23 protein-coding genes are annotated in these 22,607 nt (G+C 70.4%); 11 read left to right on the forward strand and 12 right to left on the reverse strand.

Going from position 1 to position 22,607, the window contains the following annotated elements; translation table 11 throughout:
• Positions 1-46: 46 nt before the first annotated feature.
• A complete protein-coding gene (locus VA596_RS49035) occupies positions 47-790 on the forward strand; it encodes an SDR family oxidoreductase (protein ID WP_323337640.1) in 744 nt (247 codons plus the stop codon).
• A complete protein-coding gene (locus VA596_RS49040; protein ID WP_323337641.1) occupies positions 787-1,686 on the forward strand; it encodes an SDR family oxidoreductase in 900 nt (299 codons plus the stop codon). The genes VA596_RS49035 and VA596_RS49040 overlap by 4 nt, the downstream gene beginning before the upstream one ends.
• A 165-nt stretch (positions 1,687-1,851) precedes the next feature.
• Here the strand turns inward: VA596_RS49040 and VA596_RS49045 are convergent, their stop codons facing one another.
• Both VA596_RS49045 and VA596_RS49050 read right to left on the reverse strand, forming a co-directional pair.
• The gene (locus tag VA596_RS49045) at positions 1,852-2,586 is read right to left on the reverse strand and encodes a Crp/Fnr family transcriptional regulator (RefSeq protein WP_323337643.1); all 735 of its coding nucleotides are present in this window, start codon (positions 2,584-2,586) and stop codon (positions 1,852-1,854) included.
• Between the two features lie 2 nt (positions 2,587-2,588).
• A complete protein-coding gene (locus VA596_RS49050; RefSeq protein WP_323337645.1) occupies positions 2,589-2,759 on the reverse strand; it encodes a hypothetical protein in 171 nt (56 codons plus the stop codon).
• A gap of 690 nt (positions 2,760-3,449) precedes the next feature.
• Here VA596_RS49050 and VA596_RS49055 point away from each other — a divergent pair.
• Both VA596_RS49055 and VA596_RS49060 read left to right on the forward strand, forming a co-directional pair.
• Positions 3,450-3,833, forward strand: a complete 384-nt coding sequence (locus VA596_RS49055; protein WP_323337647.1) for a RidA family protein — start codon at positions 3,450-3,452, stop codon at positions 3,831-3,833.
• Positions 3,834-3,877: 44 nt separating this feature from the next.
• On the forward strand, positions 3,878-4,354 hold the full coding sequence (locus VA596_RS49060) for a pyridoxamine 5'-phosphate oxidase family protein (RefSeq protein WP_323337649.1): 477 nt from the start codon (positions 3,878-3,880) through the stop codon (positions 4,352-4,354).
• 276 nt (positions 4,355-4,630) lie between these two features.
• Here the strand turns inward: VA596_RS49060 and VA596_RS49065 are convergent, their stop codons facing one another.
• Positions 4,631-5,788: a steroid 3-ketoacyl-CoA thiolase gene (locus VA596_RS49065; protein ID WP_323337651.1), complete on the reverse strand. Its 1,158-nt coding sequence runs from the start codon at positions 5,786-5,788 to the stop codon at positions 4,631-4,633.
• A 230-nt stretch (positions 5,789-6,018) separates the two neighbouring features.
• On the opposite strand from VA596_RS49065, the gene VA596_RS49070 reads away from it, so the two are divergent.
• The gene (locus VA596_RS49070) at positions 6,019-7,245 is read left to right on the forward strand and encodes a cytochrome P450 (RefSeq protein ID WP_323337653.1); all 1,227 of its coding nucleotides are present in this window, start codon (positions 6,019-6,021) and stop codon (positions 7,243-7,245) included.
• A 17-nt stretch (positions 7,246-7,262) separates the two neighbouring features.
• On the opposite strand, the gene VA596_RS49075 is transcribed toward VA596_RS49070, so the two are convergent.
• On the reverse strand, positions 7,263-7,763 hold the full coding sequence (locus tag VA596_RS49075; protein WP_323337655.1) for a hypothetical protein: 501 nt from the start codon (positions 7,761-7,763) through the stop codon (positions 7,263-7,265).
• 12 nt (positions 7,764-7,775) lie between these two features.
• Positions 7,776-8,339 (reverse strand): dienelactone hydrolase family protein, encoded by a 564-nt coding sequence (locus VA596_RS49080; protein WP_323337657.1) that lies wholly within the window; start codon positions 8,337-8,339, stop codon positions 7,776-7,778.
• Between the two features lie 41 nt (positions 8,340-8,380).
• Here VA596_RS49080 and VA596_RS49085 point away from each other — a divergent pair, with 41 nt between their 5' ends.
• Entirely contained in the window at positions 8,381-9,172 is a 792-nt protein-coding gene (locus VA596_RS49085) for a transglutaminase-like domain-containing protein (protein WP_323337658.1), read from the forward strand.
• Between the two features lie 79 nt (positions 9,173-9,251).
• The gene (locus tag VA596_RS49090; RefSeq protein ID WP_323337660.1) at positions 9,252-10,271 is read left to right on the forward strand and encodes a YhjD/YihY/BrkB family envelope integrity protein; all 1,020 of its coding nucleotides are present in this window, start codon (positions 9,252-9,254) and stop codon (positions 10,269-10,271) included.
• Here VA596_RS49090 and VA596_RS49095 read toward each other — a convergent pair.
• From VA596_RS49095 to VA596_RS49110, 4 genes are read right to left on the reverse strand one after another with little or no spacing between them, the layout of a single operon-like run.
• Entirely contained in the window at positions 10,246-10,857 is a 612-nt protein-coding gene (locus tag VA596_RS49095; protein WP_323337662.1) for a TetR/AcrR family transcriptional regulator, read from the reverse strand. The two genes, VA596_RS49090 and VA596_RS49095, sit on opposite strands and share 26 nt — an antisense overlap.
• 15 nt (positions 10,858-10,872) lie before the next feature.
• The gene (locus VA596_RS49100) at positions 10,873-12,036 is read right to left on the reverse strand and encodes a thiolase domain-containing protein (RefSeq protein WP_323337663.1); all 1,164 of its coding nucleotides are present in this window, start codon (positions 12,034-12,036) and stop codon (positions 10,873-10,875) included.
• Positions 12,033-13,046 (reverse strand): thiolase domain-containing protein, encoded by a 1,014-nt coding sequence (locus tag VA596_RS49105; RefSeq protein WP_323337665.1) that lies wholly within the window; start codon positions 13,044-13,046, stop codon positions 12,033-12,035. Before VA596_RS49105 ends, VA596_RS49100 begins: the two co-directional genes overlap by 4 nt.
• Before the next feature lie 7 nt (positions 13,047-13,053).
• Positions 13,054-14,031: a Zn-ribbon domain-containing OB-fold protein gene (locus tag VA596_RS49110; protein ID WP_323337667.1), complete on the reverse strand. Its 978-nt coding sequence runs from the start codon at positions 14,029-14,031 to the stop codon at positions 13,054-13,056.
• 88 nt (positions 14,032-14,119) lie between these two features.
• Between VA596_RS49110 and VA596_RS49115 the strand changes: the two genes are divergently transcribed.
• Entirely contained in the window at positions 14,120-15,667 is a 1,548-nt protein-coding gene (locus VA596_RS49115; protein ID WP_323337669.1) for an acyl-CoA synthetase, read from the forward strand.
• Between the two features lie 312 nt (positions 15,668-15,979).
• On the opposite strand, the gene VA596_RS49120 is transcribed toward VA596_RS49115, so the two are convergent.
• Positions 15,980-16,768 carry a crotonase/enoyl-CoA hydratase family protein gene (locus tag VA596_RS49120; protein WP_323337696.1) on the reverse strand — a complete coding sequence of 263 codons (789 nt, stop codon included), beginning with the start codon at positions 16,766-16,768 and terminating at the stop codon, positions 15,980-15,982.
• A 63-nt stretch (positions 16,769-16,831) separates the two neighbouring features.
• Between VA596_RS49120 and VA596_RS49125 the strand changes: the two genes are divergently transcribed.
• Positions 16,832-18,448 carry an acyl-CoA synthetase gene (locus tag VA596_RS49125; RefSeq protein ID WP_323337671.1) on the forward strand — a complete coding sequence of 539 codons (1,617 nt, stop codon included), beginning with the start codon at positions 16,832-16,834 and terminating at the stop codon, positions 18,446-18,448.
• 12 nt (positions 18,449-18,460) lie between these two features.
• Positions 18,461-19,561 carry an NAD(P)H-dependent flavin oxidoreductase gene (locus VA596_RS49130; protein WP_323337673.1) on the forward strand — a complete coding sequence of 367 codons (1,101 nt, stop codon included), beginning with the start codon at positions 18,461-18,463 and terminating at the stop codon, positions 19,559-19,561.
• A gap of 40 nt (positions 19,562-19,601) precedes the next feature.
• On the opposite strand, the gene VA596_RS49135 is transcribed toward VA596_RS49130, so the two are convergent.
• A complete protein-coding gene (locus VA596_RS49135) occupies positions 19,602-20,408 on the reverse strand; it encodes a S1 family peptidase (protein ID WP_323337676.1) in 807 nt (268 codons plus the stop codon).
• Positions 20,409-20,533: 125 nt separating this feature from the next.
• Positions 20,534-21,748 carry an APC family permease gene (locus VA596_RS49140; RefSeq protein ID WP_323337677.1) on the reverse strand — a complete coding sequence of 405 codons (1,215 nt, stop codon included), beginning with the start codon at positions 21,746-21,748 and terminating at the stop codon, positions 20,534-20,536.
• An 80-nt stretch (positions 21,749-21,828) separates the two neighbouring features.
• Here VA596_RS49140 and VA596_RS49145 point away from each other — a divergent pair, with 80 nt between their 5' ends.
• Positions 21,829-22,605, forward strand: a complete 777-nt coding sequence (locus tag VA596_RS49145) for a GntR family transcriptional regulator (RefSeq protein WP_323337679.1) — start codon at positions 21,829-21,831, stop codon at positions 22,603-22,605.
• Positions 22,606-22,607 lie beyond the last annotated feature (2 nt).

Genomic DNA, 22,607 nt, shown 5'->3' on the forward strand with positions numbered 1-22,607 from the left:
TTGCTTGGTACGTTAGCATCGGCACGACGAAAGCGGGAGGTCGCCGGTGACACTCGAACTCGGCCTGGAAGGCACGGTCGTCCTGGTGACCGGTGGCGTCCGCGGCGTGGGCCTGGGGATCTCGCAGGCCTTCGAGCAGGCGGGCGCGCGGGTCGTGACCTGCGCGCGCCGGACGCCGGAGTCGTCGCCGGGGGAGGCGTTCTTCCCTTGTGACGTCCGGGATCCCGACGCCGTCGACGCGCTGGTCGAGGCGATCTCCGCGCGCTTCGGCCGACTGGACGTCCTGGTGAACAACGCGGGTGGTGCGCCCTTCGCGGACACGTCGGCGGCGTCACCGCGCTTCCACGAGAAGGTCGTCGGGCTGAACCTGCTGGCGCCGCTGATCGTCGCGCGCGCCGCGAACGCGGTCATGCAGCAGCAGGACAGCGGCGGCTCGATCGTCAACATCAGCAGCGTGAGCGCGCTGCGGCCGTCGCCGGGGACCGCGTCCTACGGCGCGGCGAAGGCGGGGCTCGACAACCTGACCACCACGCTCGCCGTCGAATGGGCGCCGAAGGTGCGGGTCAACGCGCTCGACGTCGGCATGGTGCGCACCGGCAACGGGTACGGCGACCCCGCGGCGCTCGGCGCGACCGTGCCGCTCGGCCGGCTCGCCGAACCGGCGGAAGTCGGGGCGTGCGCGGTGTTCCTGGCCTCACCGCTGGCGTCCTACGTCAGCGGCGCGCGGCTCGTGGTGCACGGCGGCGGCGAGCGTCCGGCCTATCTCGACGCGATGGAGGAGAAGTCATGAACGGCTTGGTCGAAGGGCGCGTCGTGGTCGTCACCGGCGCCGGGCGCGGGATCGGCCGGGCGCACGCGCTGGCGTTCGCCGCGGAGGGCGCGCGGGTGGTCGTCAACGACCTCGGCGCGGCCCTGGACGGCCGCGGCGGCGAAGCGGGTCCGGCGCAGCAAGTCGTCGACGAGATCCGCGCGGCGGGCGGGGAAGCCGTGGCGAACACCGACGACGTCGCGTCCTGGGACGGCGCGGCTTCGCTGGTCCGTGCGGCTCTGGACGCCTTCGGCGGCCTCGACGTCCTGGTCAACAACGCGGGTTTCCTGCGCGACCGGATGCTGGTCAACCTGGCCGAGGACGAGTGGGACGCGGTCGTGCGCGTCCACCTCAAAGGCCACTTCGCGCCCCTGCGGCACGCGGCGGAGTACTGGCGTGGCGAGGCGAAGGCGGGCCGTACGCGGGCCGCGCGGGTGGTCAACACGAGCTCCGGCGCGGGCCTGCTGGGCAGCGTCGGCCAGGGCAACTACTCGGCGGCGAAGGCGGGCATCCTCGGCCTGACCACGGTCGCGGCCGCGGAGTTCGGCCGCTACGGCGTCACGGTCAACGCGATCGCCCCGGCCGCGCGCACCCGGATGACGGAGAAGACGTTCGACATGGCCGCCCCGGACGACGGCTTCGACGCGATGGCCCCGGAAAACGTGTCCCCGCTGGTGGTCTGGCTGGGCAGCGAGGCGTCGTCCTCGGTGACCGGCCGGGTCTTCGAGGTGGACGGCGGCCGGGTCGGCCTGGCGGACGGCTGGCGCCACGGCCCCCAGCGCGACAAGGGGGCCCGGTGGGCGCCGGCCGAGCTGGGCCCGGTGGTGGCGGAGCTGCTGGCGGAGTCCGTGGACCCGGAGCCGGTCTACGGCGCCTGAGGCGCTCGACCGGCTCCGGATCCACGGTGTGCCGCTACCCGGTCCGGGCTCGGCGATCTTGTAACGGCTCACGGACGGCCCGCGACGTACCCTGCGTTACTCCATCGGCCGGAGGGTGGCATGCCGCATCGAGGTGGACATCGTGGCGTAGCCCGTCGCGCGCGTTCATCTCAGCTGCCCTTCGCCGGCGTCGTCGACGAAGTACGGTTCCGCCTTCAGCAGCTTGCGGTGATCGCGGAAAACCTGCTTGTGCACCTTCAGCGACCGGTACCCCCTCTCGATGCGGCCGTCCTTGAACCTCTCCAACTCCGTACTGACGGACGCGACGGAGCCGCCGATCGCGGCCGCGACGTCCACCAGCCTGAACCCGATGTCGATCGTGACCGTGCAGGCGTCCTCCTCGGTGCCGTGGCGCTGCGCCTGCCGGTAGAGGAAGGCCAGGAGGCGGTCGTGGACCTTGTGCGCGGCGAAGGCGAGCGTGGCGTCGCGGACGCGGCTGCGTTCGGCGATCGCCGCCATCAGGAGCAGGGCCGCCTTGGGGTGGCGCTCCAGGAACCGGAGGAACGCGACCCGCGGAACCTCGAGCGCGGTGGCCGCCTTCGTCACCGTGAGGGACACGTGGCTCTGCTTGTTCCGCAGGCAGGCTTCCGCGCCCAGGATGTCGCCGGCGCCGCTCACGTCGACGATCATCTCGTGGCTCCCCGGCAGCGCCGTGCGCCCGACCTTCACGATGCCGGAGCGGAGGAAGTACACCGGCGCGGCCAGGTCACCCTGGTTGCAGATCTTCGTGCCGGACCTGCACTCGATCATCCGTCCCGCACCCCGCAGGGCCTTGTAGTCCTGCACGGGAAGCTGCTGGATCACGTCCCACTGGGCGTCACCGCTGTGCGTGCTGGGCATCGTCAGGCCACCGCCGTCGAAAGTGCGGACAGGATCACCGGAAGCGTCGCGACGAGTGACGTCACCGCCGCCAGGAAAACGACGGGGTGCCGGGTCGGGCGGGCCAGCAACAGCCGCGCGAGATACGCGATCAACATCAGATAAAAGATCGCGACGAGCGAAAAGGTGATCACGGACAAATGATCACGACTGGTCTGTACCATAGGTGTTGTACCTCTTTGCTGGTTGTTTCTTCGCCGAGTCCGTGCAGGGGTGGCGGGGGAGCTCGCGTGGTCAGGGCGCCCGTCACCGGTTGGGGTTAACCAGACTTTAGAGGGTGGTCATCAGGCGGCCTAGAAGTAACACGGCGTTACGTGCAGGTGAACCCATCCGTGGTCAAGTAAGGCTGACCTCTCTTGACGTCCCCTCGCTCGCGGGCGAATGTTTACCCTGGGTGACAGCCGATGACAATAGGGACGGCCCCGTCGAAAGTCGAACGAGTGAATGCCGTCTCGCCAAACAAATGGCTCGAAATTCCTGATTCTGAACCATTCGGCTCCGACTGTTGGTAGCGTAAGTGCTGCGCAGGGTCTGTTCTCTTCGTCGAGTCCGGCTTGCTGCGGCAAAGACGTGAGCCGTGGTCCGGGGGTGGTTCCCCGGCTCGGCTCACGTTTGTTGCGGAACGTGACCGTGCGCTGTTTTGCTTCTTGCGTTCCGCAAGCGCAAAGCGAAAATTTCGGTCGGCAAAGCTACGGAACCGTAGGTTTGGGTTTGCCGTGTGACCTACATCACAGGGTGATCTCGCGGTTGAATTTTCACGGATGTTCGGATCGTGAACCGATGTTCGTGGGTGCTCGTCGGCGCCGGGCCGCTAGCGTGCGGGCATGGCGCGACGAACCATTCTCAGCGGCTCCACCTTCGAGGAGCAGATCGGCTACGCCCGCGCGGTGGTCGACGGCGGGCGCGTGTACGTCTCCGGCACCACCGGCTTCGACTACTCGACGATGACGATCTCCGACGACGTCGTCGAGCAGGCGGCGCAGTGCCTCCGCAACATCGAGGCGGCGCTGACCGAGGCGGGCTGCACCCTCGCCGACGTCGTCCGGGTGCGGTACCTGCTGCCGTCGAGGGCGGACTTCGAGCCGTGCTGGCCGGTGCTGCGCAAGGCCTTCGCGGACGTCCGCCCAGCCGCGACGATGCTGGAGTGCGGCTTGGCCGACCCACGCATGAAGATCGAGATCGAGGTGGACGCGCACCTGCCCGCCTGACTGTGCCTTCCAAAACTGTCGGTGGTGGGTGGGATGCTCCCGGCATGACGAGTTGGCAGGAGTTCCGCGAGCAGTCACCTTCGCTGGCCTCACGGGTGCACGCCCGGTTCACAGCTGAGAAGTCCCACGTGCTGGCCACCCTCCGGCGCGACGGTTCGCCGCGGGTGAGCGGGTCCGAGGTGGACTTCCACGGCGAGGAGGCCTACATCGGCTCGATGCTCGACGCCCGGAAAGCCCAAGACCTCCAGCGCGACAACCGCTTCGCCATCCACGCCTACCCAGGCATAGAAGAGGGTGGCGACGCAAAACTGGCGGGAGTGGTGGCGGAGCTGACGGACAAGGCGGAAATCGCGGCGCTGCAGGGGAATGACGAGCCCTGCCACCTGTTCCGCCTGGGCCTCAGGGAGGTCGTGCTGACCTGGGTAGCCGACGACACGCTCTTCGCGGAAAGCTGGCGGGAGGGGAAGGGAACGGTGAAGTTCGCCAGGCCGGGCAACGGCCCCGCGGAGGTGGTGGAGTAGCCAGACGACCCAGGGTTCAAGCCGACGATCACACAGCTGCGCGCTCGGTGCCGAATTGCCCGCTCCGCATCTGTCGGCCACGCGGAGAGGAACGTTGCCGGCTCTGACCCGGCCACGCACAACCCGCGTGCACCAAACGCGGGCCTGCGGGGTGGAATCCGCATGCGCTGAACGGCCTGGCGGGGCTTAATCCACCTGCGCGGCATCGACCGGCCGGCGAGGTGGAGTCGGCCTGGGCGGAACTGATCGGCTCTGCGTCCAACCGGACCCGATGCGTCAGAGGCGTTCGATGATTGTCGCGGTAGACAAAGCCCCGCCGGCGCACATCGTCACCAAAGCCGTCGACGCGTCCCGGCGCTCCAGCTCGTGCAGCGCCGTTGTCAGCAAGCGGGCTCCCGTGCTGCCCACCGGGTGACCCAGTGCGATCGCGCCGCCGTTGACGTTGACTCGCGATTCGTCCGGCGAAAGCGTCCGCTGCCAAGACAGGGCCACCGAGGCGAACGCTTCGTTGACCTCGAACAGGTCCGGGTCGGCGATCGTCATGCCTGCCCTCGACAGCACTCGCTCGGTTGCGCGGATCGGGCCGTCCAGGTGGTAGTACGGCTCCGCTCCGACCAATGCCTGCGCGATGATCCGGGCTCGGGGACGTAGTCCCAGGGCGGAAGCCCGCGACGAGTCCATCAGCAGCAGGGCTGCCGCGCCGTCGGAGATCTGGGAGGACGTTCCTGCCGTGTGGATGCCGTCCTCGACCACCGGCTTCAGGCGGGCGAGGCCTTCGGCTGTCGTCTCGCGCAGGCCCTGGTCGCGGCCGACCAGCCGGGTTTCGCCGGTCGGGGCGCCCGACGCGTCGAGCACCGGGGCCTTCACCGGCGCCACCTCGCGGTCGAAGTGCCCGGCCTCCCACGCGGCCGCCGCCTTCTGCTGGGACGCGGCGCCGAAAGCGTCGACGTCGAGACGCGTCAAGCCTCGGCGCACGGCGATGCGCTCGGCCGCGCCGTACTGGTTCGGGAGGTCGATCGACCACGACGCGGGCCGCGGTGAGCCGTCCGCTCGATTGGTGCCCAGGGGGACGCGGCTCATCGCCTCGACCCCGCAGGCGACGCCGACGTCGATGGCGTCCGCCGCGATCAGGCCGGCGATCAGGTGCGTGGCCTGCTGCGCCGAGCCGCACTGGGCGTCGATCGTGGTCGCGCCCGCCGTCTCCGGCAGGCCCGCGTGCAGCCACGCGGTGCGCGTGACGTTGTTCGACTGCTCGCCGGCCTGCGTGACGCAGCCGCCGATCAGCTGCTCGACCAGCGCCGGGTCGATCCCGGCGCGGTCGAGCAGGGCCAGCTGCGCGGCCCCCAGCAGCTCGGCCGCGTGCAGGCCGGCCAGCAGCCCGCCCCGCTTGCCGATCGGGGTCCGCACGGCTTCGACGACAACCGGCACGCCCATCTGGTCCCCTTCGTCGGAAAGACTGTTCAGTAACCCAAAAACTAGAACAAGTTATCGTTCGATGCAAGGCGGTGCAGCGCTGGCGTGATCTCGATCTTGACCGAGTGAGCGCTCGTTCACCTGGCCTCATCGGTAAAGTTAACGGGTTTCACTGAACGCCCTTCCGTTAGTTAACACCGTATGCTTCAATCCGGTTAGAACGTGTTTCAAGCCGAACCGTGGGAGGCAACGTGGCCGCTCCGCTCATCCCAGCAGGTTTCGACTTCACGGACCCGGACCTCTATGCCCATCGGCTTCCCTTGGCCGAGTTCGCCGAGCTCCGGCGGACCGCTCCCGTGTGGTGGAACCCCCAGAAGACCAACACCGCCGGCTTCGGCGACGACGGCTATTGGGTCGTCTCGCGGCACGCCGACGTCAAGGAAGTCTCCCGCGACAGCACGCTCTACTCCTCGAGCGAGAAGACCGCGATCATCCGCTTCGACGAGAGCATGACCGAGGATCGCCTCAACGCGAACCGCCTGGTCCTGCTCAACATGGACGCCCCGCAGCACACCAAGCTGCGGCGCATCGTGTCGAAGGGCTTCACCCCGCGGTCGATCGCCAAGCTCGAGGACACGCTGCGGGACCGCGCCGCGAAGATCGTCTACGAGGCCAAGAAGAAGGGCACGGGCGACTTCGTCACCGACGTCGCCTGCGAGCTGCCGTTGCAGGCGATCGCCGAGCTGATCGGCGTCCCGCAGGAGGACCGGCTCAAGATCTTCGACTGGTCCAACCAGATGGTCGCCTACGACGATCCCGAGTACCAGCTCGAGCCCCTCGAGGCGTCGGCCCAGCTCATCGGCTACGCCTGGAACATGGCCGAGGACCGCCGGAAGTGCCCGATGGACGACATCGTCACGAAGCTGATCCAGGCCGACGTCGACGGCGAGGCACTGGGCTCCGACGAGTTCGGCTTCTTCGTCATCCTGCTCGCGGTGGCCGGCAACGAGACCACGCGCAACGCGATCACCCACGGCATGAAGGCGTTCCTGGATCACCCGGCCCAGTGGGACCTGTTCAAGGAGCAGCGCCCGAAGACCGCGCCCGACGAGATCGTCCGCTGGGCCACCCCGGTGGTCGCCTTCCAGCGCACCGCCACCCGCGACACCGAGCTGGGCGGCGCGCAGATCAAGCGGGGCGACCGCGTCGGGATGTTCTACAGCTCCGCGAACTTCGACCCCGAGGTGTTCGACGACGCGGAGAAGTTCGACATCCTGCGCGAGGACAACCCGCACGTCGGGTTCGGCGGCACCGGTTCGCACTACTGCATCGGCGCCAACCTCGCCCGCCTGGAGATCGACCTGATCTTCAACGCGATCGCCGACGTGATGCCGAACATCGCCGAAGCGGAACCCCCGGTGCGCCTGCGGTCCAGCTGGCTCAACGGCATCAAGCACTACCCCGTCCGCTACGCCTGAGCCGGGAGCACCGGCTGCTACGTGGAAGTCTCGCCGCGGTAAGGCATCCACTGGTAGCCGGGCTCGAACGGTTCGAACCCCGTCGACCGGGGCAGCGCCCGGTGGACGTCGTCGGACACCACCAGCCCGGGGAGGCCGCCCGCCGCGAGGTCGTCCGCGTATTCGGGGCTCAGTTCGCCGTTCTCGAACCAGATTTCGCCGAGCTCCCAGCCGACCGCCGCGAGCCGGTAACCGGTGCACTGCCGGAGCAGGTCGTAGAGGCTCCACCCGAGCGCGCTCAGCTCCTCGGCCGTGAGGTCCAGGCGCCGGGTGCGCTCGGCCAGTTCCACCGGCAGCGCGTAGCCGACTCCTCGTGGCACGACGGTGACGCGCGATCCCTCGCCGACCAGGCTGTCATGCAGGCTCGCCTGCCGCGCGCCGGCGCGCAGCGGCGGGCAGGCCCGGATCAGTCGGCGCGCGGCTTCGGCCTCGGCCACGTTGGTCCCGAAGTCGATGTCGAGCAGGAAGTAGATCGCCACCGCGGAACCTTATTACGCCTGAGGCAGCGTCCGGAGGAAGTCGAGTACCCGCTGCCAAGTGCGGGCGGACGCGGTCTCGTTGTGGTCGGGACCCTCGGCGTCGGTGTAGAAGTGGCCGGCGCCGGGGTAGGTGAACACCTCGGCCGCGGGGTTGACCACGCGCCAGGCGGCGACCTCGGCCGGTGGGGCGATCGGGTCCGGGTCGGCGACGTGCACCTGCACCGGTAAGCCGGGACGCGCCGACGACGGAATGGCCCCCAGCGCGTGCAGCAGCACGACTCCCGCCGCGTCGGGACGCTCCGGGAGGACGCTCTGCACCACGCCGCACCCCATCGACACCCCCATCAGCACCGAGGACGGCGGCACGCTGCGCACCGCCTCGGACGCGCGGGCGCTGATGGTCGTCCAGCCGACGTGGTCCATCAGCGCGAAGCCCTCCTCGAGCGTCGGCGCGGTCGAACCGGCGTAGAGGTCCGGCGTGACGACGTCGTGCCCGGCCGCCCGCAGCCGTCCGGCCGCGCCGAGCTCGACCGGCCGGAGCCCCAGCACCGAGTGGAAGACCACGATGTTCACCATGACGTGATGGTCCCAGAGCGGCCGGCTGCCATGATGACGCGATGGCCCAGCGAGCGACCGTCGACGTCGAGTTCACCATCCGCGTCACCGATCCCGGCCGCGCGGCGATCTCGGTCGCCGCGGCCAACGCCGACACCGAGGACCTGGACGTCTCGTGGCAAGGCGGCAGCGAAGCCGTCCTGTTCGAGCACGGCACCCGCGCCGACGTCTTCGACCTGCCCGAGGGCGAACACCGCGTCACCTACCACGCCGAGCGCGACCTGACCGACGCCGAACCCGAGCCGGTCACGCTCTCCGACGTCGCCGTGTTCACCCGGCCGAGCCGGTACTGCCCGTCCGACCGGATCGGCGGCCTGGTGGCGCCGGAGCTCTACGGCCTGCCCGACGTCCGGTCCACTGTGGACGCCATCGTCCGGCACGTCAACGGCCGCCTCCTCTACACCGTCGGCGCCACCCGCCCCACCGACGACGCGATCGACACCCTCCTGGCCGGCGAAGGCGTCTGCCGCGACTTCGCGCACGTGTGCGTCACGCTCTGCCGGTTCTTCGACATCCCGGCCCGCTACGTCGGCGTCTACGCGCCCGGGCTGTCGCCGATGGACTTCCACGCCGTGTTCGAGGCCGCGGTCGACGGCCACTGGTACGTCTTCGACGCCACGCACCTCGCGCCGCGCCAGAGCATGCTCCGGATCTCCACCGGCCGCGACGCCGCGGACACGTCGTTCCTGGCCACCCTCGGCGCCAAGCTGGACTTCCTGGGCAGCTCGGTGTTCGCGACGACCGACACCGAGCTGCCCCAGGACGACTGGTCCGAGCTGGTCGTGCTCAGCTGAGGCCCGGCGAGCGGGTGATCGGCCGGCCGGAGTGCGTGTTGGGTGCGCGAAGAGGCCCTCGGCTGGGTAGACAGTGTCCGTGAAGAGTTCCCCCAAGGCCCCGAGCCCCTGGGCGCGGGCCCGTGCCCGGTACCGGTGGCTGGACCACATCGCCCGCGCGACCAACCGCTACATCGACCGCGGCGGCTACCACTACGTCGCGTCGATCACCTACTTCAGCCTGCTGTCGCTGGTGCCGCTGCTGATGGTGGTGTCGTCGGCGGCCGGGTTCGTGCTGGCCAGCCAGCCGGGCCTGCGCCAGACGATGGTCGAGGCGGTCGTCAGCACGCTGCCCGGCGGGCTGGGGGACAAGGCCACCGACCTGCTCACCGGCTTCGTCGACCAGCGGACCAGCGTCGGCGTCTTCGGCCTGGCGATCGGCCTCTACTCGGGCTGGAACTGGATGAACGCGCTGCGGGACTCGCTGACCGCGCTCTGGGGCCAGAACCGCTCGGACCAGCCGCTGCTGCGGCTGATCGCCGTCGACCTGCTCGCGCTGCTCGGCCTGACGGCGGCGCTGCTGGTGTCGTTCACCCTGACGCTCTCGGGCACCGCGCTCGGCAGCTACCTGCTGCGGCTGGCCGGGCTCGACGACACGAGCTGGGGGCACCAGCTCGTCTCCGCGTCCTCGGTGCCGCTGTCGCTGGCGGCGGACTGGCTGGTGTTCCTCTGGGTGCTGACCCGGCTGCCGCGCGAGCCGGTCGGCGTCCGCAGCGCGGTGCGCGGCGCCGTCGCGCTGGCGATCGGGTTCGAGGCGCTCAAGCTGGCCGGCGGGGTCTACCTCCGGCTGATCAGCAACTCGCTGACCGGCATCGCGTTCGGCTCGGTGATCGGCCTGATCTTCTTCATCTCGCTGGTCGCCCGGATGCTCGTCTACGTCACGGCGTGGACGGCCACCGGTTCGGACGCGCCGCCGAGGCCGGTGCAGCCGCCGGCGCCGGTGGAGCTGAAGCCGGTGATCGTGGTGGACCCGCCGGTCGCGGTGCCGGCCACGATCGGCGTCGTGACCGGGGTGCTCGGGACGCTGCTGGCGCTCAGGTGGCGACGTTCGCGAGGCTGAACAGGCGATCCAGCTGGTGGTCGATCAGGGCGAGCACGGCCTCGGGGGTGCGCTGGCCCAGGATGAGGCTGGTCTGCAGGCCGTCGACGCTCGAGAGGAGCAGTTCGGCCTCGGGCAGCAGGTCGAGGTCCGGGGCCACCTCGCCGCGTTCCTGCCCCCAGGCCAGCAGGTCCGCGGTCAGCCGTTCGAGCTCCGGCGGCGCGGCGCTGAACGCCGCCGCGAGATCGGGGTCGGTCAGCGACCGGACGAAGTAGGCCAGGTGCACGAGGTAGCGCGTGCGGCGCTCGTCGTCCAGCGGGAGCATCCCGACCAGCATCGTGCGCAGGACCTGGCGCGGCGTCGCGTCCGCCTCCGGCCCGACCTCGGCGCGGGTGTGCTCCTCGGCGACCTTGTTGAGGATCTCGAGCGCACCCAGCAGCAGGTCGTTGCGCGTGCCGAAGTAGTACTGGACCAGCCGCAGCGAGACGCCGGCCTCGGCCGCGACCTTGCGCAGCGACACGTCCTCCAGCCCGCGCGCGCTGGCGATCCGCCAGACGGCCTCGGCGATCTGGCGGCGGCGTTGCTCGTGGTCGGCGAGTCTCGGCATGGTGGGTCGAGCGTATCAACGCGGCTTGTCGGCGCCGACCACCCACATCGAGAAGTACTGCGACCCACCGCCGTAGGCGTGCCCGAGCGCGACGCGCGCGCCCTCGACCTGGTAGTCCCCGGCCCGGCCCATGACCTGCTTCGCGGCTTCGGAGAAGCGGAGCATGCCGGACGCGCCGATCGGGTTGGACGAGAGCACCCCGCCCGACGGGTTCACCGGCAGCCGCCCGCCGATCGCCGTCTCGCCGGCTTCGGTGACCTTCCAGCCCTCGCCTTCGGCGGCGAACCCGAGGTTCTCCAGCCACATCGGCTCGAACCACGAGAACGGCACGTAGATCTCGGCGACGTCCACTTCGGACATCGGGTCCTTGATCCCGGCCTCGGCCCAGAGCGCGGCCGCGGCGTCGCGCCCGGCCTGCGGGTTGACCTGGTCACGGCCGGCGAACGTCGTCGGCTCGGTGCGCATCGCCGTCGCGTGGATCCAGGCCGCGCCGCCCTCGACGGCGTCCCCGGCGGCCTCGTCGCCGAGCACCATCGCGCACGCGCCGTCCGACGACGGGCACGTCTCGTCGTAGCGGATCGGGTCCCACAGCATCTGCGACGCCTGCACCGACTCGACGGTGATGTCGGCCTGGCGCAGGTGCGCGTACGGGTTGAGCGAGCCGTTGCGGCGGTCCTTCGCCGCGACGATCGCGCCGATGTGCTCGGGCGCGCCGGAGCGGCGGATGTAGGACCGGACGTGCGGCGCGAAGTACCCGCCCGCGCCGGCGCCGACCGGCATCTGGAACGGCGGCAGGATCGACAGGCCCCACATCGCGTTCGACTCGGACTGCTTCTCGAACGCGACCGTGAGCACCCGGCGGTGCACCCCGGACTGCACGAGCGACGCCGCGACCAGCGCCGTCGACCCGCCGACCGAACCGGCGGTGTGCACGCGCAGCAGCGGTTTCCCGTTCGCGCCGAGGGAGTCGGCGAGGAACAGCTCGGGCATCATGACGCCCTCGAACAGGTCGGGCGCCTTGCCGAGCACGACGGCGTCGATGTCGGCCCACCCGACCTGGGCGTCGATCATCGCGCGGTCGATCGCCTCGCGCAGCAGGCCCGGCATCGAGACGTCGGTGCGCTTGGCGCGGTGGTGCGTCTGGCCGGTGCCGAGCACGGCCGTGAGCTGCTTGGTCATCGTGCCTCCAGCACGGCCAGGAGGTTCTGCTGCAGGGCGGGGCCGCTCGTCGCGTGCGCCACCGCCTTGCGGGACTCTCCACTGTGGATCCGCCGCGCCGCCTCACCGATGCGGGCGAGCCCGGCGGAGAACATCGGGTTCGCGGCCAGCGCGCCGCCCGAGGGGTTGATCTTCACGCCGTCACTCAGCTTCAGCGCCGACCGCAGGATGAGCTCCTGGTGCGTGAACGGCGCGTGCAGCTCGGCGAGGTCGACGCCGTCGAGGTCGAGGGCCTTGGCCGCGATCTCGGTGGACGGGCTCCGCGTCAGGTCGCGGGCGCCGAGCACGGGGGAGTCGACGCGGTGCTCGATCCCGGCGATCACCGCCGGGCGCTCGACGATGTCCCTCGCCCGTTCCACTGTGGACAGGATGATCACGGCGGCCCCATCGGTGATCGGCGCGATGTCGTGGGCGCGCAACGGGTCCGCGACGTACGGGGTGTCCAGCAGCTCGGCGGCGTCCAGGTCGCGGTTGCGGGCGGCGACCTCGGCGAGGTCCTTTTCGGACCACAGCCCGGCGTCGAGGCCCATCCGCGCCTGGATCCCGGCGATCGAGATCGAGTCCGGCCACAGCGGCGTGACGACGTACGGGTCGAGCTGCAGCGCGAGCACCCGGCGCAGCTGCCCGGCGCTGGACTTGCCGAAGCCGTAGACGAGCGCCGTCTCGACCTCGCCCATCCGGATCTTGAGCCAGGCCTCGTAGAGCGCCCAGGCGGCGTCCATCTCGACGTGCGACTCGTGGATCGGCGGGAACGCGCCGATCGCGTCGACCGCGGCGATGAACGAGAACGCGCGCCCGGCCAGGTAGTCCGAGGAGCCGGAGCACCAGAACCCGATGTCCTGCTTGGACAGTCCGGTCAGCGCGAAGACCTCGGCGAAGATCGGGACGAGCATCTCCACGCCGTTGGTGGTGCCCGGGGTCTCCCGGACGTTCGGGGCGTGCGCGAAGCCCGCGATCGCGACGTCTGGCATCAGGACCTCACAGGTGGTGGGCGAAGGTTTCGTAGGCCGCGTCCGGCTCGCCGGTCGGCTCGAAGTGGTCGATGTTCTCCAGCGACGTCCACCACTCGTCACGCGGCTTCCAGGCGGCGCGCACCCGCAGGCCCATCCGGACGTCCTTCGCGTCGCAGCCGAGCACGAGGTGGAGGAACGCGATGTCGGCGCCGTCGAGCAGGATGTAGGCGGCGACGTACGGCGGCTTGATCCGCTGGCCCAGGAACGGGACGTTGACGATGCAGAACGTCGTCACGATGCCGGTGTCGGGGAGCTCGACCTCGTCGGTGGTGGGCACGCCGTCGGTCGGGCAGGAGCCGCGCGGCGGGATGTAGACCTTTTGGCAGGCGGGGCAGCGCTGCCCGATCAGCTTGCCTTCGGCCAGGCCGCGCAGGTACCGGCTCTCCTCGGGCGACGCGGAGTGCTGGTAGCGCAGGTGCACCGGCGTGATGACGACGCTGACCGGGGCGCCTTCCTCGCGGTCGGCGACCGGGGGAGCGGGCTCGGTCGGCGTCGTGTCCTCGGCGTCGGCGGGGAGGAAGTAGGCGATGTCGCGGATGTGCCCGACGGTCTCGTCGGCCCAGCGCACGCGGACGCGCTGTCCACTGTGGATGTTCTCGGGCGAGCCGGCGTCCACGGCGTGCAGCATCGCGGTGTCGGCGCCGTCGAGCTTGACCAGCGCCCAGGCGAACGGGCGGCTCAGCGGCTGGCCGTCGAGCGGGTGCGGGCACCACGACCAGGAGACGACGGTGCCCTCTTCGGCGACCGGGACGAACTCGCCGAGCGGATCGGCCGTCACCGGGTCGTACTCCACCGGCGGGACGTGCACCCGGCCGTCGCTGCCGCGGTTGCCTTCTATGCGGCGCTCACGCAGGGCGTTCACGAACCGCCCGACCACCGGCCCGGTCGAGCGCGTGTAGTCGAAGCCGATGTTGAGGGGTGCCGCCAGCGGTGTCTCGGTCACGGGGTTGAGTGAAACACGTTCTCGATTCGTCGGCAAGATTCACTGCCGGACGGTTGCCTGTAGGTGGAACAGGTTCTAGATTTGCGGTATGACGACGACTGCCGCGAAGACGCTGGGCCTGTGGAACATCGCCGCGGAAGAGCCGGAGAAGACGGCTCTGGTCGACCCGGACGGCCGGTCCGTGTCCTACGGCGAGCTGGCCGCCAAGGCCAACCGGTACTCCCGGGGGCTGCAGGAGCTGGGCCTCGACGTCGGCGACGTCGTGGTGCTGCTCCAGCCCAACGGCGACGAGCTGGTGGCGGCGTATTTCGCCGCGATCCAGGCCGGGCTGTACGTCGTGGTGGTCAACTGGCACCTGATCGGGCCGGAGGTCGCGTACATCATCGGCGACAGCGGCGCGAAGGCGTTCCTCGCGCACGAGCGCTTCGCCGACGTCGCGGTCGCCGCGGCCGACGAAGCCGGGTTGCCCGCTTCGGCGCGCTTCGCGGTCGGCGACGTCCCGGGGTTCCGCCGGATCGAGGAGCTGGGTGCGGGGGAGGGCGACGGACGTCCGTCGCGGCGTACCGCGGGCTCGCCGATGCTGTACACGTCCGGCACGACCGGCCGGCCCAAGGGCGTCCGGCGGCCGCTGACCGGCACCGACCCGGACGAGGTGCCGGCGGCGTCGACGTGGTTCTTCGGCGTGTTCGGCCTCGGCCCGCACGACGACCACGTCCACCTGTGCGGCTCGCCGCTGTACCACACGGCGGTGCTGAACTTCGTGGCGATTTCGCTGCAGCTGGGGCATTCGGCGGTGCTGATGGACCGCTGGGACGCCGAGGACATGCTGCGCCTGATCGAGGCGCACCACGTCACGCACAGCCACATGGTGCCGACCCAGTTCCGCCGTCTGCTGGGTCTTCCCGACTCTGTCCGCTCTCAATACGACCTCTCGTCGCTGCGGGTGATGATCCACGGCGCGGCCCCGTGCCCGCTGGAGGTCAAGCGCCAGATGCTGGCGTGGTGGGGCCCGGTGGTCACGGAGTACTACGCGGCGACCGAGGGGGGCGGCACGGTGATCAACGGCGAGGACTGGCTGCGCAAGCCGGGCTCGGTGGGCCTCCCGTGGCCGGGCTCGACGATCAAGGTCCTGGACGACGCTGGTCTTTCGCTGCCGGCGGGCGAGACGGGCACGGTGTACATGCAGATGGGCTCGTCGGAGTTCTCGTACCACAACGACCCGGAGAAAACGGCCGCCGCCCGCGTGGGTTCGCTGTTCACGCTGGGCGACATGGGCCACCTGGACTCCGATGGCTACCTGTTCCTGCACGACCGCAAGGCGGACCTGATCATCTCGGGCGGGGTGAACATCTACCCGGCGGAGATCGAGGGCGAGCTGGTGATGCACCCGTCGGTCGCGGACGTCGCGGTGTTCGGCATCCCCCACGAGGACTGGGGCGAGGAAATCAAGGCGGTGGTCCAGCCCGCCCCCGACGTCACCCCCTCGCCCGAGCTGACCGCCGAACTCCTGGCGTACGCGGCGACGAGGCTGGCGAAGTTCAAGCTCCCGAAGTCGATCGACTACCTGGAAGAGCTACCCCGCGACCCGAACGGCAAGCTGTACAAGCGCCACCTACGAGCCAAATACGTGTCGTAACCCGCGTGATGGGGGCCGGAACTCGCGAGTTCCGGCCCCCATCACGCGACATCCGTCTTCACTCACACGAGTTCCGGCGAGCCGACCCGGGTAATCGCCTGTGATCCCAGCGTCGGCACGTGTGATCGGAACGCCAACTCGCGTGATTGACGGGACGACACGACCAAATCGCGCCGTGTCGACCCGCCAATCACGCGTGTCGTCGCGGCAATCACACGTGATGCCCGCTCAATCACGGGCGATGCCCCTCGGATCACACGTGATGCCCGCTCAATCACGGGCGATGCCCGTCGGATCACGTGTGATGCCCGCTCAGTGGCCTCGGAAGTCCGGCTTGCGCTTCTCCGAGAACGCTCGCGGCCCTTCCTTTGCGTCTTCCGAGGCGAAAACCTCGATGCCGTACTGCGAATCCAGCTTGAAGGCCTCCTCCTCGTGGAGTCCCTCCGTGTCGCGGATCGTGCGCAGGATCGCTCGCACCGCGAGCGGGCCGTTGGCGTTCACCAGCGAGGCCAGCTCGAGGGCGCGGGAAAGTGCCTCACCGTCCGGGACCACGTGACCGATCAAGCCGATCGCCAGAGCCTCGGCGGCCGTGAGGTGACGGCCGGTCAGCAGGATGTCCGCCGCGACCGTGTACGGGATCTGGCGCGGCAGGCGCACCGCCGAGCCGCCCATCGGGAACAAGCCCCAGCGGGCCTCGGAAACGCCGAAACGGGCTGACGAACCCGCCACCCGGATGTCCGTTCCCTGCAGGATCTCCGTGCCGCCCGCGATGGCCGGGCCCTCGACCGCCGCGATCAGAGGCTTCGTCAGTCGACGGCCTTTCAGCAGGCCCGGGATGTGTGACGGATCAAAGCGACCCGATGAAAAGGACTCCGAAGGCGAGTTCCGCGACATCGACTTCAGGTCGGCCCCGGCGCAGAACGCGCCGCCCGCGCCGGTCAGGATGCAGCTGCGGATCCCGTCGTCCGAGTCGACCCGGTCCCAGGCTTCGACCATGATCGACATCATCTCGCCGGTGATCGCGTTGCGCGCCTCCGGGCGGTTCATCGTGACGATCAGCGTCTGGCCCTCTTGTGCCACCAGCGCGTGCGGTTCACCCACCGAATCCTCCAGAAGAGCAGCAGTGCCATTGCCCAGAACGATAACATGTTCTACTTTGAGGGCGTGGCACTCAACATCGCGGATCTTCTGGAGCACGCCGTCGACGCCGTGCCGGAGCGCGTCGCGGTCGTGTGCGGCGACCGGCGGGTCACCTTCGCCGAACTGGAGGCGCGGGCCAACCGGCTCGCCCACCACCTCGCCGCGCACGGCGTGGGACGCGGATCCCACATCGGGGTCTACTCCCGCAACTCGATCGAGGCCCTGGAGGCGATGATCGCGGCGTACAAGCTGCGCGCGATCGCCGTCAACGTCAACTACCGCTACGTGCACGGCGAACTCGCGTACCTCTTCACGGACGCCGATCTCGTCGCGCTCGTGCACGAGAGAAGCTACGCCGACAAGGTGAAGGCCGTCCTGCCCGAGGCGTCGAAACTGAAACACGTTGTCGTCATCGAAGACGGCAGCGACGGCGACTTCGGGAGCTACGGCGGCGTCGAGTACGAGGCCGCCATCGAAGCGCAGTCGCCCGAGCGCGACTTCGAAGAGCGCAGCAACGACGACCTCTACATCCTCTACACCGGCGGCACCACCGGCTACCCGAAGGGCGTCCTCTGGCGCCACGAGGACATCTGGCGCGCGCTCGGCGGCGGCATCAACTTCGTCACCGGCGAGTACGTCCCCGACGAGTGGACGCTCGCCGAGCAGGGCAAGGCCGGCAGCCTGACGCGCCTGCCCGCCGCGCCGCTGATCCACGGCGCCGCGCAGTGGGCCGCGTTCGGCGCGCTGTTCACCGGCAGCCCGGTGGTGTTCGTGCCGCGCTTCGACGCGCACGAGGTGTGGAAAGCCGTGCAGGAGCACAAGGTCCAGGTGCTCACCATCGTCGGTGACGCCATGGCGCGCCCGCTCATCGAGGCCTTCCGCGAGGGCGACTACGACGCGTCGTCACTCGTCGCCGTGTCGAGCCACGCCGCGCTGTTCTCGCAGTCGGTCAAGCAGGAGTTCGTCGCGCTCGTGCCGAACGCCGTGATCACCGACGCGATCGGCTCGTCCGAAAGCGGTTTCACCGGGATCGGCATGGTGGGCAAGGACTCCGACCACAGCGCCGGCCCGCGCGTCAGCTTCGGCAAGGACGCCATCCTCCTGGACGACGACGGCCACCTCGTCGAGCCGAAGGCCGGCGCGATCGGGCTGATCGGCCGCCGCGGGCACGTCCCGCTCGGCTACTACGGCGATCCCGAGAAGAGCAAGACGATCTTCGTCGACATCGAAGGCGTCCGGTACGTCGTCCCCGGCGACTACGCCCGCTACGAAGAGGACGGCACGGTCACGCTGCTCGGCCGCGGTTCGCAGTGCGTCAACACCGGCGGCGAGAAGGTCTACCCCGAGGAGGTCGAAGGGGCGCTGAAGTCGCACCCCGACGTCTTCGACGCGCTCGTCATCGGCATCCCGGACGAGCGGACCGGCCAGCGCGTCGCCGCCGTCGTCCAGCTGCGCGAGGGCGCCGAGCCGGACCTCGCCGGGATCGAGCAGCACGTCCGCCACGAGGTCGCCGGGTACAAGGTGCCGCGCACCGTGTGGCTGGCCGAGGAGATCGGCCGCTCGCCGAGCGGCAAGCCGGACTACCCGTGGGCCCAGCGCTACGCCGCCGAGCACGACCCGGCGGCGGCCCAGCCCGTCTGAGGAGGAACACGAGTGCGGACATCGCTGTGCGACCGGCTCGGCATCGACCTGCCGATCGTCGGGTTCACGCCCTCGGAGCACGTCGCCGCGGCGCTGAGCCGGGCCGGCGGGCTCGGGGTGCTCGGCTGCGTCCGGTTCAACGACGCGGCCGAGCTCGACCGGGTGCTGACCTGGATGGACGAGAACACCGGCGGCAAGCCCTACGGCGTCGACATCGTCATGCCGGCGAAGATCCCCGCCGAGGGCACGCAGGTCGACCTCTCCAAGATGATCCCGGAGGGGCATCGCGAGTTCGTCGACCGGGTGCTGCGCGACCTCGCGGTGCCGCCGCTGCCGGACGACACCGACGAACGCGCCGGCGTCCTCGGCTGGCTGCACTCGGTCGCCCGGTCGCACGTCGAGGTCGCGCTCAACCACCCGATCAAGCTGATCGCCAACGCGCTCGGCTCGCCGCCGACGGACGTCATCGGCCAGTGCCACGACCGCGGGATCCCGGTCGCCGCGCTCGCCGGGAAGGCCGTGCACGCGGTCCGGCACGTCGAGAACGGCGTCGACTTCGTGGTCGCGCAGGGTTACGAAGCCGGCGGGCACACCGGCGAGATCGCGTCGATGGTGCTGGTGCCGGAGATCGTCGACGCCGTCGACGTGCCGGTGCTCGCCGCCGGCGGGATCGGCTCCGGGCGCCAGGTCGCCGCGGCGCTCGCGCTCGGCGCGTCCGGGGTGTGGATGGGCTCGTACTGGCTCGCCACCGAGGAGTACCTGCAGACGATGGGGGAGTCGGCGGCGATGCAGCAGGCGCTCGTCGCGGCGTCGTCGTCCGACACGGTGCGCACGCGGATCTACACCGGGAAACCCGCGCGGCTGCTGAAAACGCGGTGGACCGAGGCGTGGGCCGCGGCGGACGCACCCGAGCCGCTGCCGATGCCGTTGCAGAACCTGCTGGTTTCCCACGCGCACAACCGGATCCACGCGGCCAACGACCCGAGCGTCGTCTCGATGCCGGTCGGCCAGATCGTCGGCCGGATGAACGGCGTCCGCCCGGTCGCCGACGTCGTCGCGGACCTGGTTTCGGGCTACGAAGACGCACTGTCCCGATTGGACAAGACGCGCTGAAGGGGGCCCGCCGCGGCGGGCCCCCTCTTCGCGGAAGCGGTTACAGCGTGGCGGCGGCCGCGGCGATCTTCGACGCGAACGTGCTCACCTCGGTGTAGACGCCGGGAGCGTGCGGCCGGGCGCAGCCGTCACCCCAGGACACGATGCCGACCTGGATCCACGCGTTGTTGTTGTCCCGGCGGAACATCGGGCCGCCGGAGTCACCCTGGCAGGTGTCGACGCCACCCGCGCTCAGGTTGCCCGCGCAGATCTCCGCGCTCGGGATCAGGTCGGGGTAGCTGCCGCCCTGGGCGGCGCAGGTGCTGTCGGCCACGAACGGGACGGTCGCCTTCAGCAGGTACCGCTGCTGCCCGCCGCCCTCGGTCGCCGCGCCCCAGCCGGCCACGGTGAACGTGCCGGTGTTGTAGGTCGACGTCGTCGCGATCGGCAGCGTCGAGAGGCCGGTGACCGGGCTCGCGAGCTTGATCAGCGCCCAGTCGCCGCCGGTCGAGGTACCGTAGGTGGGGGACTGGTAGACGTAGGTCGACTTGATCTTCTTGGCGCTCGTGCTGTTGAGGTCGACCACGCCGACGGTCGCGGTGATCGACGTGTTCGAGCCGGTCCGGCTGACGCAGTGCGCGGCCGTCAGCACGATCTGGTTGGTGTAGAGCGCGCCGCCGCAACCCATGGAAAGCCGCACCATGAACGGGAATTCGCCCTGGGCGGCCCGGGTCCCGCCGACGACGTCGGTGGACGGCGGCTGGGCGGCGGTGGCGATCGCCGGGGTGGCGAACGACGCGGCCGCGGCGACGGCCGCTACGGCGGTGGTGACGTTTCTGAGCAGGGTGAACCAGCGCTTGGGAGCCAAGGGGATCAGTCCTTCCAGTGTCCACAAAGGAAGCGGTTGCCGACGGCGGCCCCACGACTACACCAGGTGCCCGCACACCCGGACAACCGACTTTCTTCGGATGTTTCGGGCGGTTGGGTGATTTCTCACCGGCGCATCCGGCGAACGCCGTAGGCCGATGCGCCCAGTGACAGGACGCCGGCGCCGGTCAGCACCGACGTCCACGGCAGGCTGAAGGCCAGCACCACGCACCCGGCCAGGCCGAGAACGGCTACGAACCGTGACGAGCGCAGCGTCAGCGCCGCCGCGTTCGCGACGGCGTAGTACATCAGCACGGCGAAGGACGAGAAGCCGATCGCGGCGCGCAGGTCCAGGGACGCCGCGAGCACGGCGACGACCAGGCCGACGGCCAGTTCCGCCCGGTGCGGCACGCCGTAACGCGGGTGCACGGCGGCGAGGAACCGGGGGAGGTGGCCGTCGCGGCTCATGGCCAGCGTCGTGCGCGAGACGCCGAGGACGAGCGCGAGCAGTGAGCCGAGCGCCGCCAGCGCCGCGCCCGCCCGGACGACCGGCGCGAGCCACCCCGGGACGGCGGCCGCGATCGGGTCCGGGGTCGCGGCGAGCGCGGCCGGGCCGAGCCGGACGAGCAGCAGTACCGCGAGCGCGGCGTAGACGACGAGGGTGATGCCGAGGGCGAGCGGGATGGCCCGCGGAATGGTGCGAGCGGGGTCGCGGACCTCCTCGCCGAGCGTCGCGAGCCGCGCGTAGCCCGCGAAGGCGAAGAAGAGCAGCCCGGCCGCTTCGAGGATCCCGCCGGTGCCGGGCCACGCGACGAGCGGCCCGCCCGCGTGCGGCCCGACGCCCATCGTCACCGCGGCGACGGTGAGGACGAGCAGCGTGCACGTCACGATCACCCGCGTCGCCAGCGCCGAGCGGTGGACGCCGAAGTAGTTGACGGCGGTGAGCGCGGCGACGACGGCGACCGCGACCAGGCTCCGCCACGGCTGCCCGAGCCCCGGCGCGGCGTACGCGACGACGGTCAGCGCCATCGCCGCGCAACTCGCCGTCTTCCCGGTGACGAATCCCCAGCCGGCGAGGTAACCCCAGAATTCACCGAGCCTTTCCCGGCCGTATACGTAGGTTCCGCCGGATTCCGGGTGAATCGCCGCGAGGCGCGCGGAAGACGTCGCATTGCAGTACGCCACGACGGCCGCGACGACCAGCGCGGGCAGCAGCCCGGCGCCCGCGGCGTGCGCCGCCGGGGCGAACGCGGCGAACACGCCGGCCCCGATCATCGAGCCCAGGCCCAGGAAAACGGCGTCGGCGAGGCCGAGTCGGCGGGTCAAGGGGGCCGGTCGCATCCGGGTGATCCTCCGTGTGTCGGCCGTGTTGCGCGCCACAGCGAACCACGGCGTCGGCGGAAACGAATAGGGTCGATTCCGTGCCCGCCCCTTCACGCTATTCCCGCCTGTCCGCCGACGGTCCCGTCCTCGACGGGATCCCCGAGCACGGCCGTGTCCCGCGGTACTACGCGGTGAAGGTCGAGCTGCTGGCGGTGATCGCGGAACTCGGTGAAGGCTCGGTGCTGCCGACGGAACGGGAACTGTGCGAGCGGTTCGAGGTGTCGCGGGCGACGGTACGGCAGGCGGTCAGCGAGCTGGTGCTCGAGGGCAAGCTCAGCCGGCGACAGGGGAGCGGCACGTACGTCGCCGGCCCGAAGCTCATCCAGCCGCTGGCCCTGGTCAGCTACACCGAAGGCCTGCGACGCCAGGGCATCCGCCCCGGCCGCAACGTGGTCACCCTCGAGCGGCGCCTGGCCGGCAGCGCGCTGGCGGCCGACCTGCAGGTGACGTCGGACGCCGAGGTGATCCACATCGAGCGCGTCCTGCTGGCCGACGAGGAGCGCGTCGGCCTGGAGTCGACATATCTCCTCGCCGCGCGCTTCCCGACGTTGATGGACGTCTTCGACCCCGAGCAGTCGCTGTACGCCTGCCTGAGCGAACAGCTCGGCGTGGTGTTCGACGGCGCCGAGGAGCGGGTCGAGACGGTGCTCGCGACGCCGCGCGAGGCGCTGCTGATCGGGACCAACCCGGCCCTGCCGATGCTGCTGATGCACCGCGTGTCGTGGGGCCCGGACGGCGCACCGTTCGAGCGCGTGCGCTCTTTGTACCGCGGCGACCGGCTGAGCTTCATGACCCGCCTGGGCCGCGTCGACTGACC

Origin of the sequence: Amycolatopsis heterodermiae, from assembly GCF_034929455.1 — a bacterium.
Taxonomy (GTDB): Bacteria; Actinomycetota; Actinomycetes; order Mycobacteriales; family Pseudonocardiaceae; genus Amycolatopsis; species Amycolatopsis heterodermiae.

What these genes read in the sequence shown, in the direction of transcription:
- VA596_RS49060 (WP_323337649.1), top strand. Translation starts at nt 3,878, where the DNA reads ATGACGAGTTGGCAGGAGTTCCGCGAGCAGTCACCTTCGCTGGCCTCA.
- VA596_RS49115 (WP_323337669.1), top strand. Translation starts at nt 14,120, where the DNA reads ATGACGACGACTGCCGCGAAGACGCTGGGCCTGTGGAACATCGCCGCG.
- VA596_RS49065 (WP_323337651.1), bottom strand. Translation starts at nt 5,788, where the DNA reads ATGGGCGTGCCGGTTGTCGTCGAAGCCGTGCGGACCCCGATCGGCAAG.
- VA596_RS49085 (WP_323337658.1), top strand. Translation starts at nt 8,381, where the DNA reads ATGGCCCAGCGAGCGACCGTCGACGTCGAGTTCACCATCCGCGTCACC.
- VA596_RS49080 (WP_323337657.1), bottom strand. Translation starts at nt 8,339, where the DNA reads ATGGTGAACATCGTGGTCTTCCACTCGGTGCTGGGGCTCCGGCCGGTC.
- VA596_RS49040 (WP_323337641.1), top strand. Translation starts at nt 787, where the DNA reads ATGAACGGCTTGGTCGAAGGGCGCGTCGTGGTCGTCACCGGCGCCGGG.
- VA596_RS49100 (WP_323337663.1), bottom strand. Translation starts at nt 12,036, where the DNA reads ATGACCAAGCAGCTCACGGCCGTGCTCGGCACCGGCCAGACGCACCAC.
- VA596_RS49095 (WP_323337662.1), bottom strand. Translation starts at nt 10,857, where the DNA reads ATGCCGAGACTCGCCGACCACGAGCAACGCCGCCGCCAGATCGCCGAG.
- VA596_RS49045 (WP_323337643.1), bottom strand. Translation starts at nt 2,586, where the DNA reads ATGCCCAGCACGCACAGCGGTGACGCCCAGTGGGACGTGATCCAGCAG.
- VA596_RS49105 (WP_323337665.1), bottom strand. Translation starts at nt 13,046, where the DNA reads ATGCCAGACGTCGCGATCGCGGGCTTCGCGCACGCCCCGAACGTCCGG.
- VA596_RS49055 (WP_323337647.1), top strand. Translation starts at nt 3,450, where the DNA reads ATGGCGCGACGAACCATTCTCAGCGGCTCCACCTTCGAGGAGCAGATC.
- VA596_RS49140 (WP_323337677.1), bottom strand. Translation starts at nt 21,748, where the DNA reads ATGCGACCGGCCCCCTTGACCCGCCGACTCGGCCTCGCCGACGCCGTT.